At 70.1% G+C, this 13,742-nt stretch carries 9 protein-coding genes; 5 read left to right on the top strand and 4 right to left on the bottom strand.

Annotated elements, in window-relative coordinates; all coding sequences use genetic code 11:
• Window positions 1-175: 175 nt before the first annotated feature.
• Entirely contained in the window at window positions 176-1,096 is a 921-nt protein-coding gene (locus ACO0E0_RS07290) for a proteasome assembly chaperone family protein (RefSeq protein WP_422870736.1), read from the bottom strand.
• 84 nt (window positions 1,097-1,180) lie between these two features.
• Here ACO0E0_RS07290 and ACO0E0_RS07285 point away from each other — a divergent pair, with 84 nt between their 5' ends.
• The 4 genes from ACO0E0_RS07285 (at window position 1,181) to ACO0E0_RS07270 (ending at window position 7,838) form a co-directional block, all read left to right on the top strand.
• The gene (locus tag ACO0E0_RS07285; protein ID WP_422870735.1) at window positions 1,181-2,710 is read left to right on the top strand and encodes a leucyl aminopeptidase; all 1,530 of its coding nucleotides are present in this window, start codon (window positions 1,181-1,183) and stop codon (window positions 2,708-2,710) included.
• 150 nt (window positions 2,711-2,860) lie between these two features.
• The gene (gene lpdA, locus ACO0E0_RS07280; protein WP_422870734.1) at window positions 2,861-4,234 is read left to right on the top strand and encodes a dihydrolipoyl dehydrogenase; all 1,374 of its coding nucleotides are present in this window, start codon (window positions 2,861-2,863) and stop codon (window positions 4,232-4,234) included.
• Between the two features lie 114 nt (window positions 4,235-4,348).
• Complete coding sequence (gene sucB / locus ACO0E0_RS07275) at window positions 4,349-5,890, top strand: 2-oxoglutarate dehydrogenase, E2 component, dihydrolipoamide succinyltransferase (RefSeq protein WP_422870733.1); 1,542 nt, start codon at window positions 4,349-4,351, stop codon at window positions 5,888-5,890.
• Window positions 5,891-7,124: 1,234 nt separating this feature from the next.
• Entirely contained in the window at window positions 7,125-7,838 is a 714-nt protein-coding gene (locus ACO0E0_RS07270) for a DUF4191 domain-containing protein (RefSeq protein ID WP_422870732.1), read from the top strand.
• 620 nt (window positions 7,839-8,458) lie between these two features.
• Here the strand turns inward: ACO0E0_RS07270 and ACO0E0_RS07265 are convergent.
• The gene (locus ACO0E0_RS07265) at window positions 8,459-8,890 is read right to left on the bottom strand and encodes an RDD family protein (RefSeq protein WP_422870731.1); all 432 of its coding nucleotides are present in this window, start codon (window positions 8,888-8,890) and stop codon (window positions 8,459-8,461) included.
• Between the two features lie 234 nt (window positions 8,891-9,124).
• Here ACO0E0_RS07265 and glnA point away from each other — a divergent pair, with 234 nt between their 5' ends.
• On the top strand, window positions 9,125-10,549 hold the full coding sequence (glnA, locus tag ACO0E0_RS07260) for a type I glutamate--ammonia ligase (RefSeq protein WP_422870730.1): 1,425 nt from the start codon (window positions 9,125-9,127) through the stop codon (window positions 10,547-10,549).
• 252 nt (window positions 10,550-10,801) lie between these two features.
• Here the strand turns inward: glnA and ACO0E0_RS07255 are convergent, their stop codons facing one another.
• Both ACO0E0_RS07255 and ACO0E0_RS07250 read right to left on the bottom strand, forming a co-directional pair.
• A complete protein-coding gene (locus ACO0E0_RS07255; protein WP_422870729.1) occupies window positions 10,802-12,226 on the bottom strand; it encodes a UDP-glucose dehydrogenase family protein in 1,425 nt (474 codons plus the stop codon).
• A complete protein-coding gene (locus ACO0E0_RS07250) occupies window positions 12,223-13,740 on the bottom strand; it encodes a glycoside hydrolase family 26 protein (protein WP_422870728.1) in 1,518 nt (505 codons plus the stop codon). Before ACO0E0_RS07250 ends, ACO0E0_RS07255 begins: the two co-directional genes overlap by 4 nt.
• Between the last annotated feature and the right edge of the window lie 2 nt (window positions 13,741-13,742).

Here is a 13,742-nt window from a genome sequence, read left to right as displayed (position 1 = left end):
CGCGGTGCACGGCCTCCGGTCCGGTGGGCGGTGCCGGAGGCGGCACGCGGCGTCGGGTTCGCGCGCGGCGCACGGCTCCGGGTCTGCGCGCGGCTCCGGGTCTGCGCGCGCCGGTCTGCTCGGAACCCGGTCCGGGTGCGTCGGCCAGTTCGCATCTGGCTCGTCCGACCGCCGATCAGTCCGCGTCGGTCCCGTCCGGCCGTCGGTCCGCCAGGAATCGCTCGAGTTCCGCCGCGATCGCGTCCGCGGTCGGGACCTGGCCGTCGACGCCGGTCAGCGGGGAACCGATCGGGTTGCCGGCCATGTACGTGTCATGGCGTTCCTCGAGCGCTGCGACGAGATGCCCCAGCTCGTCGTTGCCGCCCACCTGTTCGTCCACCCGCGCGAGGAAGTCGCGCCCCGACTCGCGGAGTCGGTCCGTCGGGAACACCAGACCGGTCGCAGCCGCGATGCCTGCCAGGGCAGCGACGGCGGCGTCCGGGTACTCGGTGTCCGACAGGTAGTGCGGCACGAGCAGGACCAGTCCGGTGACCGACCGGTCGAGCTGGGCCATGCGGTGCTCGACGAGGTGGAGGACGTTCGCCGGGGCCTCGGTCTCGGGCTTCCAGACGCTCATCGACTCGACGAGGTCCTTCCGGGTCCCGCTCACCGTGATGCCGATCGGGCGGGTGTGCGGCACCGGCATCGGGATCGACTGCACCCACGTGGTGTCCGCCACCTGCAGGTCCTCGGCCAGGTCCACCACCGCCGTGACGAACCGGTTCCACTGGAAGTCGGGCTCGTACCCCGAGAGGAAGAGGAACGGCTGCCCGAACTCGTCCTGCATGAGCTGGAGGGTGAGCCTGGCTGGTGCGACGTCGCTGATGTGGTCCCGCTCGAAGGTGATGACCGGGCGGCGCGCCCGGTAGTCCAGGAGCACGTCAGGGTCGAACTCGGCGACGAGCCGAGCTCCCGGCGCCGCGCCCAAGGACTCGGTGATCTGCGCGACGGCGCCGCCGGCATCCGCGAACCCGGTCAGCCCGGCCACGAGGTGCAGCCCGGGCGGGACCTCGGAGCCGGACGCATCGAGCGTGTAGAGGTCGTCGGGATGGTTCATCGTGTCCATGCTAGAGGGGCCGACTGACGCCCCCGCGCGCACCGTGCACGCCGTCAGCGAACAGCGCCTGGATAGGCTTGCCGCATGGTCCGACCGACGCTCTCCACCTCCTCCGAACCACTCACCGAGATCACCGCCGACGTCCTCGTACTCGGCGTGCTGCCCGGTGCCGACGGCTCGCCCGCCGTCCTCGCGCCGGCCGCGGATGGCACCCCGATCGATGCTGCCGCGGTGTTCGGCCAGGATCTCGACCTGGTCTCGCTGGGCGTCAGGGGTGTCAAGGACCAGCTCGTCCGGATCCCGGCTCCCGGTGTCTCGGCGTCGAGCGTCGCACTCATCGGACTGGGCTCCGGAGGCGATGACGACGACACCACGACGCGGGTGGCCGCGCTCCGGTCGGCCGCAGGCAGCGCGGTCCGCCAGCTCTCGGACGCATCGTCGATCGTCCTCGCGCTGCCCGTCGAGAGCTCGGCGTCGGTCGATGCCGTGCTCGAGGGTGCCGCGCTCGGCAGCTACACGTTCACGCGGCACCGCGGTACCGGCACGACCGGTCCGACGCGCGGTGACCAGCACATCACCGTCCTGAGCGGCGCCGCGCGACCGGACGCCACCGAGCGACCCGGCGTGGTCGCGGATGCGGTGTCGCTCGTCCGGGACCTGGTGAACACCGCCGCCGCGGACATGGCACCGGAGGACGTCGCCGCTGCCGCCGTCGACGCAGCTGACGGTCTTCCCCTCACTGTCGAGGTGCTCGACGAGAACGCCCTGGAGGAGCAGGGCTTCGGCGGCATCCTCGGAGTCGGCCGCGGGTCGGTGAAGCCGCCGCGGCTGGTCGTCGTCCGGTACTCCCCGGCCGGCGCGTCCCGTCACCTCGCGCTCGTCGGGAAGGGGATCACCTTCGATTCCGGCGGACTCTCGCTGAAGCCGGCCGCGGCCATGAACGGGATGAAGGACGACATGACCGGTGCGGCCACGGTGCTCGCCGCGACGGTCGCCGCCGCGCGTCTCGGCCTCGCCGTCCGCATCACCGCCTGGCTGTGTCTCGCCGAGAACATGCCGTCCGGCTCGGCGATCCGCCCCGGCGACGTGCTCACCCTGAAGAACGGCAAGACCGTCGAGGTCACGAACACCGACGCCGAGGGGCGGCTCGTGCTCGGGGACGGTCTCGCCGCCGCGTCGCTCGAGCACCCGGACGCCATCGTCGACGTCGCCACGCTCACCGGCGCACAGGTCGTGGCGCTCGGGGACCGGACGACCGGGCTGATGGGTTCCGACGACCTCGTCGCGCAGGTCCGCGCGGTGGCCGCGTCTGTCGCGGAGACCGTCTGGCCGATGCCGCTGCCCGAGGAGCTCGACGCGCGGCTCGCGAGCGAGGTCGCGGACATGGTCAACGCGACCCCCGGGCAGCCCGCCGCCGGCATGCTGCTCGCCGGTCGGTTCCTGGCTCGGTTCGTCGGGACCGCCGAGGACGGCACGACGATCCCGTGGGCGCACCTCGACATCGCAGGGCCCTCGGAGAACAAGGGCGGCCCCTACGGTTGGCTCGGCAAGGGCCCCACCGGTGTCATGACGCGGACACTCATCGCACTCGCAGAAGAGCTCCAGTCCAAGTAGTAGGGTCGACCCGGCGGGGCAGATCGACGAGGTCGCCCGCCGGCAGACTGACGGGACGGGACCGGAACCAGGTGGTCCGACCGTCGGACGTCGACAGCGACGTCCACGAGGACCCGATCGGTCCTCTCGCGCACGAGGGAGTTGCACCAGGTGACGGAACAGACCTATGACGTCGTGGTGCTCGGGGGCGGCAGCGGCGGGTACGCCGCAGCGCTCCGGGCCGCCGAGCTCGGCATGAGCGTGGCGCTCGTCGAGGGCGACAAGCTCGGAGGGACCTGCCTGCACCGCGGGTGCATCCCGACCAAGGCGCTCCTGCACGCCGCCGAGATCGCGGACGGGGCGCGCGACGCGGAGCAGTACGGCGTCATCGCTGCGTTCACCGGCATCGACATGCCGAAGGTCATCGAGTACCGCGAAGGCATCGTCAGCTCGAAGTACAAGGGTCTGCAGGGGCTCATCAAGGCTCGCAAGATCGACGTGATCGAGGGCTGGGGTCGTCTGAGCTCCCCCACGACCGTCCAGGTCGGCGACCGCACCGTCACCGGCAAGAACATCGTGCTCGCGACCGGGTCGACGTCGAAGAGCCTCCCGGGGCTCGAGATCGGCGGACGCGTCATCACCTCCGAGACCGCACTCCAGATGGACTACGTGCCGAACAAGGTCGCGATCCTCGGTGGCGGCGTGATCGGCGTCGAGTTCGCGAGCGTGTGGAAGTCGTTCGGCGTCGACGTCACCATCATCGAGGCCCTGCCGCACCTCGTCCCGAACGAGGACGAGTCGATGTCGAAGCAGCTCGAGCGCGCCTTCCGCAAGCGCGGCATCGCGTTCTCGCTGGGTGTCCGGTTCCAGGGTGTCGAGCAGTCCGACAACGGCGTGCACGTCACGCTCGAAGACGGCAAGACGTTCGACGCGGACATCTTGCTCGTGGCCGTCGGGCGTGGACCCGTGACCCAGAACCTCGGGTACGAGGAACAGGGCATCACGATGGACCGCGACTTCGTGATCACGAACGAGCGACTCGCGACGAACGTCCCCGGCGTCTACGCCGTCGGCGACATCGTGCCCGGGCTGCAGCTCGCGCACCGTGGGTTCCAGCAGGGCATGTTCGTCGCCGAGGAGATCGCCGGCCTGGACCCGGTCATCGTCGAGGACAAGAACATCCCCAAGGTCACCTACAGCGACCCCGAGGTCGCGTCGGTCGGACTGTCGCAGGCCAAGGCGGAAGAACAGTACGGCGCCGACAAGGTCGACTCCTACGACTACAGCCTCGCCGGCAACGGCAAGAGCCACATCATCGGGACCACCGGGTCGATCAAGGTCGTCCGCGTGGTCGACGGCCCCGTCGTCGGCGTCCACATGATCGGTGCCCGCGTCGGCGAGCTCATCGGCGAGGCCCAGCTCGCCGTGAACTGGGAGGCCTACCCGGAGGACGTCGCCCCGCTCGTCCACGCGCACCCGACGCAGAACGAAGCGCTCGGCGAGGCGTTCCTGCACCTCGCCGGCAAGCCGCTGCACGCACTCTGACCCGGAGCGCTCCCGGCCTCCGGTCCGGGAGCGCTCACCGGACACCGCGCGGCCGTGCCCGCGCACCACAGACACCACCACAACGAACACAGCCTGCGAATAGGAGCCCACCTGATGAGCGAATCCGTCAACCTCCCGGCGCTCGGGGAGAGCGTCACCGAGGGCACGGTCACCCGATGGTTGAAGAACGTTGGTGACCGCGTCGAGGTCGACGAGCCCCTGCTCGAGGTCTCGACGGACAAGGTCGACACCGAGATCCCCTCGCCGATCGCGGGCGTGGTCGAGGAGATCCTGGTCGCCGAGGACGAGACCGTCGAGGTCGGCACCGCACTCGTGAAGATCGGCGACGGCAACGCGTCGTCGGGCGACCAGGGCGGCTCCGACTCGTCGTCCTCGGATGACCAGGGTGACGCGAACGCCGCGGCCGCGGACGCGGAGGCTCCCGAGGCAGCGCCGAGCACCGAGCAGGACGAGGAGACCCCGGCTCCCGAGCCCGAGGCGCCCGCTGCACCAGCCGAGGAGCCCATGCCCGCAGCGGCGCAGGCACCGGCCGCTCCCCCGGCAGCCGCTCCTGCACCGGCTGCGGCTCCCGTCCCGCCGCCGCCCGTCACCGCTCCGGCACCCGCGGCCACCCCCGCACCGGCGGCTGCGCCGGCACCTGCTGCCGCTCCCGCAGCGTCCGGCGCTCCCGCGTCCGCACCGTCGGCCACCGTGCCGAACCCCACGAACGCCGCAGTCTCGGGGTACGTCACCCCGCTGGTCCGCAAGCTCGCGAACGAGCAGGGCGTCGACCTCTCGACGGTCTCCGGCTCGGGTGTCGGCGGCCGGATCCGCAAGGAGGACGTGCTCGCCGCCGCCGAGAAGGCCTCGGCCACAGCAGCCACCGGGAACACGACCGGGTCGGCGGCGTCGTCCGGTCCGTTCGTCGCCGAGGTCTCGCCGCTCCGCGGGACGCGCGAGAAGATGACGCGTCTCCGCAAGGTCGTGGCGGAGCGCGCCGTGCAGTCGATGCAGTCGACCGCGCAGCTCACGAGCGTCGTCGAGGTGGACGTCACGAAGGTCGCCCAGTTCCGGGACGCGAACAAGGCCGAGTTCCAGGAGAAGACCGGCGCCAAGCTGAGCTTCATGCCGTTCTTCGCCCTGGCAGCGTCGGAAGCACTGAAGGCGCACCCGAAGCTCAACGCGACGGTCGACGGCGACGAGATCGTCTACCCCGCGAGCGAGAACCTGGCGATCGCCGTCGACACCGAGCGTGGCTTGCTGACCCCGGTCATCCGCGACGCCGCCGACCTCACCTTGGCCCAGTTCGCACAGGGCATCGCCGACCTCGCCGGTCGGACCCGCGACAACCAGCTGAAGCCGGACGAGCTGTCCGGTGGCACGTTCACGCTCACGAACACGGGCTCCCGCGGGGCGTTGTTCGACACCCCGGTGGTGTTCCTGCCCCAGTCTGCGATCCTCGGCACCGGCATCGTGTTCAAGAAGCCGGCGGTCGTGACGGTCGACGGAACGGACGCCATCGCGATCCGTTCGTCGGTGTACCTCGCACTGTCCTACGACCACCGGATCATCGACGGCGCGGACGCTGCCCGCTACCTCGTCGCGGTGAAGAACCGGCTCGAGGACGGCAACTTCGGTCCGAACCTCGGGTACTAGTCGCCGAGGTCCGTCCGACCGATCGGCCCCGCTCCTCGTCACGAGGTGCGGGGCCGATCCCGTGTGCGGTGCGGGAGTCGTCGCATCTGACGTGTCCGTCACCGTGTCCGAGATGCCGACCGTCGCTCGCTCACCGCCGCCACCACCGACTGCGCCGAGCAGCACGAGAGCACCCACCACTGCACTCACGACCACGATCGCGGCGGTCGACGCCTTGCGCACCGAGAGGCGCCCCGCTCGTCCGAGGGGAACACCGTGTCGGAGGACGGTCGCCACGACCGCCGCCGATCGTTCGATGAAGCCGTCGGGCTCGGAGAGGTCCGCAGGTTCTGACGTCGACGCGCCGACGCCCGCTCCGGGCAGCGGCGTCCACCGGACCGGTCTCGGTGCGCCGGCAGCGAGGATGCTCGCGTGCACAGCGGGGACGCCCGCAGCCGGCCGCGGAGCCATCCGGGCCGTCATCAAAGTGGCCTGGACATCGTCATGGGCGGGCTCACGAGGGTCGACCCGGTCCCACACGGTCCGACATGCCGTGAGGACGGCCCGCGTCGGTTCCTGGTCCCGCCCGGGCGGATCGGTGCTCCAGATCTCTGTCCCCGGTGGCCGGTCCGCCACGAGCACGGCCCCGTCCGGTGCGACGAGGACGGCATCCTCCGCAACGGTCCCGAGCGGAACGTCCTCCGCCTGGACCGCCACGAGCGACTCGAGCATGGGCAACGTGAGCGTCACGGCAACGCCCACGGACATTGAGCCGATCCGGTCGAGAGCGTCTCGGAGCGGGATCGCGTCTCGGGGGTCGAGTAGGACACACGGCAGATCGTCGTCGTCCCGCGCGATGGCCAGCACCGCGGCGAGATGTGGCATCGGCGAACGAGCACGTCGGATCGCCCAGGCGAGGAACGCGCCGACTTGAGCGGGGTCCGCGCACGCGGTCCAGCTCGGGTTCGCCCCCGCCGTGCACGGATCTGACCCCGTTGCGCTCGGGCCTGACCCCGGTGCGCCCGGGTTCGGGCCGACGCTGCTCGCGGTGTCCTTCTCGGTCATGGTGACGAGCGTGACTGTCCAGCCCAGCGCCTCCCGCCCGAGGTTCGTGTCCTGTGGACGGATGCCGCGTCGGCGGCTCTGTGGAGGGATCCCGGTCCTGCACCTCGGCCGGCGGGCGGGCGGTGGCCGTTCGTCCACAACGGGACGCTCGCGGCAGCGGTCCCCCCCAAGAAGCCGTATCCTTGACGGCATGGCACGCAGCACGACCACTGAGAGCGCGGCGAAGGAGCCCGGACGTCTGAAGCAGATGTTCCAGGTCTTCCAGATGACCCGGCGAGCGGATCCGACCTCGATCGGCTGGTTCGCGCTGGCGTTCGGCATCCCGGTCATCGCCGGCGTCATGCTCGCCCTGCTCCTGCCCGATCAGGGTGTGTTCGGCATCGTGCTGTGGATCGTCGCCGGTGTCATGCTCGGCATCCTCTTGTTCCTCATCGTCCTCGGACGGCTTGCAGAACGAGCCGCCTACTCCCAGATCGAAGGACAACCCGGCGCTGTCGGAGCGGTGCTCAAGAACTCGCTCCGCCGCACCTGGCGGTCGAGCGAGATGCCCGTCGCGGTCCACCCACGCTCGCAAGCTGCCATCTACCGTGCCGTCGGAGCGCCGGGCGTCGTGCTCATCACCGAAGGCCACACCGGGAACTTGACCCGACTGCTCGAGGACGAGAAGCGCAAGGTGCACCGGATCGTGCCCAATGTCGCCATCAACGTGCTCGGTGTGGGCGACGACAAGGGACAGCTCGTGTTGCACAAGCTGCCGCGGGCCATGAACAAGTTCAAGAAGACGCTCAACCGCAACGAGGTCCTGGCGGTGTCGAACCGCCTCGACTCGATGACGCAGAACCCCGCCGCATCGATCCCGAAGGGCATGGACCCGATGCGGGCTCGCGCTGGCCGCCCGCGCTGATCGGCCCCTTGCTGCGTGCCGAGTGAGCAGAAATCGTCGGGTGGGGACGCCGCAGCCGACGATTCCTACTCACTCGGCGGACGAGCCCCGGTCGGGCAACCTCAACCGGGCCCCGCTGCGCGACGAGTGAGCAGAAGTCGTCGGGTGGGGACGCCGCATCCGACGATTCCTACTCACTCGGCCAACGAGCCCCAGCCGGGCAGCCTCGGGAGTCCGCGCTGCGCGGCGAGTGAGCAGAAGTCGTCGGGTGGGGACGCCGCGGCCGACGATTCCTACTCACTCGGCCATCGAGCCTCGGCCGGGCAGCCCCGGCCGGCCCCCGCTGCACGATGAGTGAGCAGAAGTCGTCGGGTGGGGACGCTGCAGCCGACGATTCCTACTCACTCGGCCAACGAGCCCCAGCCGGGCAGCCTCGGGAGCCCCCGCTGCGCGACGAGTGAGCAGAAATCGTCGGGTGGAGATGCCGCAGCCGACGATTCCTCCTCACTCGGCAGATGAGCCTCGGCAGACGAGCCCCGCCCGGCCACCGCTGCACGACGAGTGAGCAGAAATCGTCGGGTGGGGACGCCGCAGCCGACGATTCCTACTCACTCGGCGAACGAGCCTCGGCCGGGCACACGCTACCGACGGACGAGCACCGTTCCGGCAGCCCGGTCGTGCAGCCCACGCTGGTCCCTGTCGAAGATGACCGCCGGGATCACGACGCACAGCAGGACCGTCCGGACGATCGGCCGCACGACACCGATGTAGCCTCCTCGGAGCGGGACGACCCGGAGCCCCACGCAGACATGCCCGAACGAGCCACTCAGCAACGCCTGGAAGACGATCTGCAGCACGGCGAAGACCGCCAGGGTCACGAAGCCGCCGAGCTTCGTCCCGTACTGGCCGATGAGCACGCAGATCAGTGTCGCCATCGCCCAGTCGATCGCGATCGCGCCGACACGCCGACCGATCCGCCCCACGCTCCGCGGGCCCGTCGCCGGCAGGCCGAGCTCCCGACCGGGCCATTCCGACGCCGGCGGGACCGAGGATGCCGGAGATCGTGGTGCCATGCTCCCAGGGTAGTTGACCCCACCCACGCGCCAGCCGCACCCCGCCCACACCGCACCCGCGCCACCCGCACCACCCCGCCCACCGCACCCCACCTGCACCGCCCCACGGCTGCACACCGGCCGCGTAACACGCCGGAAACACCGCAGTCACGTCCGGGAAACCGCGGGTCAATAGCCTCGTCGGAGGCAGCCTCCTGGTTCCCTCCCCACCACCCGCCATTGGAGAACGACCACATGTTCAGTGATTCCAGCGAGGTGCTCGCGTTCATCAAGGACACGGATGTCAAGTTCCTCGACATCCGGTTCACGGACCTCCCCGGGGTCCAGCAGCACTTCAACATCCCCGCCTCGACGGTCGATGAGGACTTCTTCGCCGTCGGCCAGCTGTTCGACGGTTCGTCGATCCGCGGGTTCGCGTCGATCCACGAGTCCGACATGCAGCTCATCCCGGACGTGACGACGGCCTACGTGGACCCGTTCCGCGCCGAACGCACTCTGATCATGGTCTTCGACATCTACAACCCGCGGAACGGCGAGATCTACGCCCGCGACCCGCGCCAGGTGGCGAAGAAGGCGGAGAAGTACCTCGCGTCCACCGGCATCGCGGACACGGCGTTCTTCGCGCCCGAGGCCGAGTTCTACATCTTCGACGACGTCCGCTACGAGGTGAAGCAGAACTCGAGCTTCTTCGAGGTCGACTCGGAGGAGGGCGCCTGGAACACCGGTCGTCGCGAAGAGGGCGGTAATCTCGCGAACAAGACCGCGTACAAGGGCGGCTACTTCCCGGTCTCGCCGGTCGACAAGACGGCGGACCTCCGCGACGACATCTCGCTCAAGCTCATCGACTCGGGCCTCGAGCTGGAGCGCGCGCACCACGAGGTCGGCACGGGTGGTCAGCAGGAGATCAACTACCGCTTCGACACCATGGTCCACGCGGCGGACGACATCCTCAAGTTCAAGTACATCGTGAAGAACACGGCCGAGCAGTGGGGCAAGGTCGCGACCTTCATGCCGAAGCCGTTGTTCGGCGACAACGGGTCGGGCATGCACACCCACCAGTCGCTCTGGAACGGCAGCGAGCCGCTCTTCTACGACGAGAACGGCTACGGCGGCCTGTCCGACCTGGCACGGTGGTACATCGGCGGGCTGCTGAAGCACGCGCCGGCCGTCCTCGCGTTCACGAACCCGACCATCAACTCGTACCACCGGCTGATCCCGGGCTTCGAGGCTCCGGTCAACCTCGTCTACTCGGCCGGCAACCGCTCGGCGTCGATCCGCATCCCGATCACCGGGACGAACCCGAAGGCCAAGCGCATCGAGTTCCGTGCACCGGACGCCTCGGGCAACCCGTACCTCGCATTCGCCGCCCAGATGATGGCGGGCCTCGACGGCATCCAGAACCGGATCGAGCCGCACGAGCCGGTCGACAAGGACCTCTACGAGCTCCCGCCGGAGGAGGCCAAGAACATCCCCCAGGTGCCGTCGTCCCTGCAGGAGGCCCTCGCGGCCCTCGAGGCGGACCACGAGTTCCTGCTCAAGGGCAACGTGTTCACCGAGGACCTCATCCGCACGTGGATCGACTACAAGTACGAGAAGGAGATCCTCCCGTACGCGCAGCGCCCGCACCCGTTCGAGTACGAGATGTACTTCGGCGTCTGAGCTGTCGCCAGAAGGGCCCCGCATCCGACAGGTTGCGGGGCCCTTCCTCGTTGGTGGCGGTCGGCCGCACGGCGAGCAGGAACCGGACGGGAGGCGCGGGTCGGCGCCGCCCCGTGCCTCCAGTTCGGTGGTGGCGCCCACCTGCACCCCGTGAGTGAGCAGCAATCGTCGGGTGGGGGGCCCGGAGGCGACGATTGCTGCTCACTCGCGGGAGCAGGGCCCGGCCGGGACCCGGCCGGGCCCGGTGCCCGACTAGCGGGACGTGGCGAGGAGGTCCGACGCTCCGGCGGCGACGCTCACGGGTGCACCCGTGACCGGGGTGGCCCGACCCAGGGACCGCACCGTCCAGCCCGCTGCGACCCAGTCCGCGACCGGGATGCAGTTCCGGGCGTCGATGACGACCGGACGGCCGACGATCGTCGCGAGCGCGACCGGGTCGGCCCCGATGATGTCGTCCCATTCGGTGAGCACCAGCACCATGTCGGCGCCCTCGATCGCACCCGCCATCGTGTCGGAGTACGTCAGGGTCGGAAAGCTCCGCCGTGCGGTCTCCACCGCCTCCGGGTCCCACAGCGAGACCTGCGCACCGCGGAGGTGCAGCGCCGCGGCGACGTTGAGCGCCGGCGAGTCCCGGACGTCGTCGGTCAGGGGCTTGAACGCCGCGCCGACGACCGCGATCCGACGGTTCAGGACGGAGCCCTGCGCGGCCTCGATCGCCATGTCGATGACCCGCTGCCGCTGCCCCATGTTGATCTCGTCGACCTGCTGCATGAGTCCGACGACACGCTGTGCGCCGAGCTCGGTCGAGCGGTGCATGAGGGCGCGGATGTCCTTCGGGAGGCAGCCACCACCGAACCCGAGACCGGCGTTCAGGAACTTCCGACCGATCCGTTCGTCGTGGCCGAGCGCGTCGGCCAGCGTGCTGACGTCCGCCCCGGCGATGTCACACAGCTCGGAGATGGCGTTGATGAACGAGATCTTCGTCGCGAGGAAGGCGTTCGCGCTCACCTTGACGAGCTCGGCGGTCGCCAGGTCCGTCGCGATGACCGGCGTGCCCGTGGCGAGCGGCTCGGCGTAGACCTCGCGGATGACGGCGTCGGCGGCCGGCGACGCCCCGCCCCAGACGAGGCGGTCCGGGCGGAGCGTGTCCTCGACCGCCTTGCCTTCGCGCAGGAACTCGGGGTTCCAGATCAGCTCAGCCTCGATGCCCTGCGGCGCGAACTCCGCGACGAGGGTCCGGAGCCGCGCCGCGGTCCCCACCGGCACCGTCGACTTGCCGACGATGAGGCCGGGGTGCGTCAGGTTCTCGGCGACGTTCCGCGTCGCGGTCTCGACGTACGTCAAGTTCGCGGCGTGCGATCCCGCGCGCTGGGGTGTGCCGACGCAGATGAAGTGCACGTCGCTCGCGGCGACCGCCTCGGCGATGTCCGCGGTGAACCGGAGCCTGCCGGTCGCCACGTGCTTCGTGATGAGCTCGGGGAGCCCGGGCTCGAAGAACGGGACCTTGCCGGCCGCGAGGGCGGCGAGCTTTGCGGGATCGACGTCGACGCCGATCGTGTCGAACCCCATCTCGGCCATCGCCGCCGCGTGCGTGGCGCCGAGGTAGCCGGTGCCGATGACGCTGATGCGGGGTGCCGGCCGCGTGTCCGCGGATGTCGAGTCGGTGTCGTTCGTCATTGCGTGACCTCCTGCAGGTCGAAGTTGGTGTCGGTTCGCCGCATCCCGGCCGCGAACGCCGCGAGGCTGTCCGGGCGGGAGTTGAGACGCCAGTCGTTGGTGCTCCGGACGCCGTCGACGTAAGTGGTCGCCACCTCGCTGAAGTACGCGAAGCCGATCACGTCGTCGTTCGCGGGGTCCGCCAGGGCGTCGAAGAGGGAGCTGAGCCACGCGGCCTTCTGCGTGGTCGTCCCGGACTCGGTGGCGCCGATCTCGGCGAGGAAGATCCCCTTGCCGGGCGCGATGCCGCGGACCTGGGCCAGGGTCGCGCCGAACGTGTTCGCGAACGTCGGCGTCTCGGTCGCGCTGCGGTAGTACCCGCTCATCCCGACCCAGTCGACGTACTCCGGGCCCGGGTAGTAGGCAGCGAGGTACGCGGGCGTCATCCGGTCCTTGTTGCCGAGCTTGTCGATGCGTGACGGGGACCAGTCCCAGATCACGTAGTCGTTCGCGCCCTGCTCCTGGAAGATCGTGTGGACGTACTGCCACATCGCGACGTAGCTGCCCTTGGCGTTCGGGTAGGTGACGGCTCCGGTGACGGGGTCCTTCCGCGGCGCACCCTCGGACCAGTTGTACCAGGTGCCGTTCATCTCGTGGTCGAACCGGATGACCATCGGCTGCCCGTTCGCGGCGACCGCCTTCGCGTACTGCGTGATGTAGTCCTTGAACGCCGGTCCCATGATGTCCGCGTTCGTGTAGCCGGCGACGTACGGCGCGTCGTTCCCGGACAGGGCCGGCGTGGTCTCCCACGTCATCACCGGCAGGCGGCCGTTCGCCCACGAGCGCTGTACGGCGCTCGCGTTGAACGCCTGGTCGAAGCCCTGGAAGTACCCGTCCATGTTCGTGGCGGTCCCGACCTGTCGGGACACCTGGTCGTACTCGGCCCAGTTGAAGGGCGACTGCGCCGTGTAGAGCCCGTACCAGCGGGACTGCTGCGCGAGGACCTCGGCCTTGGTCGGTGCCACGGGTGTGCTCGCCGTTGGGGTCCGGGACGGTCCGGCGGTCCCGGTCGCCGCGGGCTTGGTGCCGGCGGTCACGGTGTGCGACGCTCCTCCGGCCCTGCTCCCGGCGGCTGCTCCGGCGCCGCCCGTGCCGATGCTCGCGGCGGCCGCCTTCGCGCTCCCGAGTGCGGACTGCGCGGATCGGAGCTGCTGCTGGAGGGTCGCGATCTGCTCGGCGCGGGAGGCCCCGGAGGTGTTCGCGGTGTGCAGCTGACCCTCGAGCTTCCAGATCTGCTGCTGCGCGGCGTCGAGCTTGACCTGCAGTGCGTCCGCCGTCGCGGCCTTCCGGGCGGTCTTCTCCGCGGCGGTGTCGACGCCGAGTGCGTGGTGCACCGCAGTGCTCACCGGGCCGGACGGGGACGCCCAGACGGTCCAGGTGATGAGGGACAGGGCGACGACGATCGCGGCGGTCCCGACGGCGGTGCGCTTGGCGTGCTTGCTCGACGGGGCCCACCACGATGCGGTGTGGTGCATGG

This window comes from Curtobacterium phyllosphaerae, assembly GCF_049341865.1.
Taxonomy (GTDB): domain Bacteria; phylum Actinomycetota; class Actinomycetes; order Actinomycetales; family Microbacteriaceae; genus Curtobacterium; species Curtobacterium phyllosphaerae.
Note: the sequence above shows the minus strand (reverse complement) of the source record. Positions and strands in the feature narration are given on the sequence as shown.

What these genes read in the sequence shown, in the direction of transcription:
- sucB (WP_422870733.1), top strand. Translation starts at nt 4,349, where the DNA reads ATGAGCGAATCCGTCAACCTCCCGGCGCTCGGGGAGAGCGTCACCGAG.
- ACO0E0_RS07255 (WP_422870729.1), bottom strand. Translation starts at nt 12,226, where the DNA reads ATGACGAACGACACCGACTCGACATCCGCGGACACGCGGCCGGCACCC.
- ACO0E0_RS07265 (WP_422870731.1), bottom strand. Translation starts at nt 8,890, where the DNA reads ATGGCACCACGATCTCCGGCATCCTCGGTCCCGCCGGCGTCGGAATGG.
- glnA (WP_422870730.1), top strand. Translation starts at nt 9,125, where the DNA reads ATGTTCAGTGATTCCAGCGAGGTGCTCGCGTTCATCAAGGACACGGAT.
- ACO0E0_RS07270 (WP_422870732.1), top strand. Translation starts at nt 7,125, where the DNA reads ATGGCACGCAGCACGACCACTGAGAGCGCGGCGAAGGAGCCCGGACGT.
- ACO0E0_RS07290 (WP_422870736.1), bottom strand. Translation starts at nt 1,096, where the DNA reads ATGAACCATCCCGACGACCTCTACACGCTCGATGCGTCCGGCTCCGAG.
- ACO0E0_RS07285 (WP_422870735.1), top strand. Translation starts at nt 1,181, where the DNA reads ATGGTCCGACCGACGCTCTCCACCTCCTCCGAACCACTCACCGAGATC.
- ACO0E0_RS07250 (WP_422870728.1), bottom strand. Translation starts at nt 13,740, where the DNA reads ATGCACCACACCGCATCGTGGTGGGCCCCGTCGAGCAAGCACGCCAAG.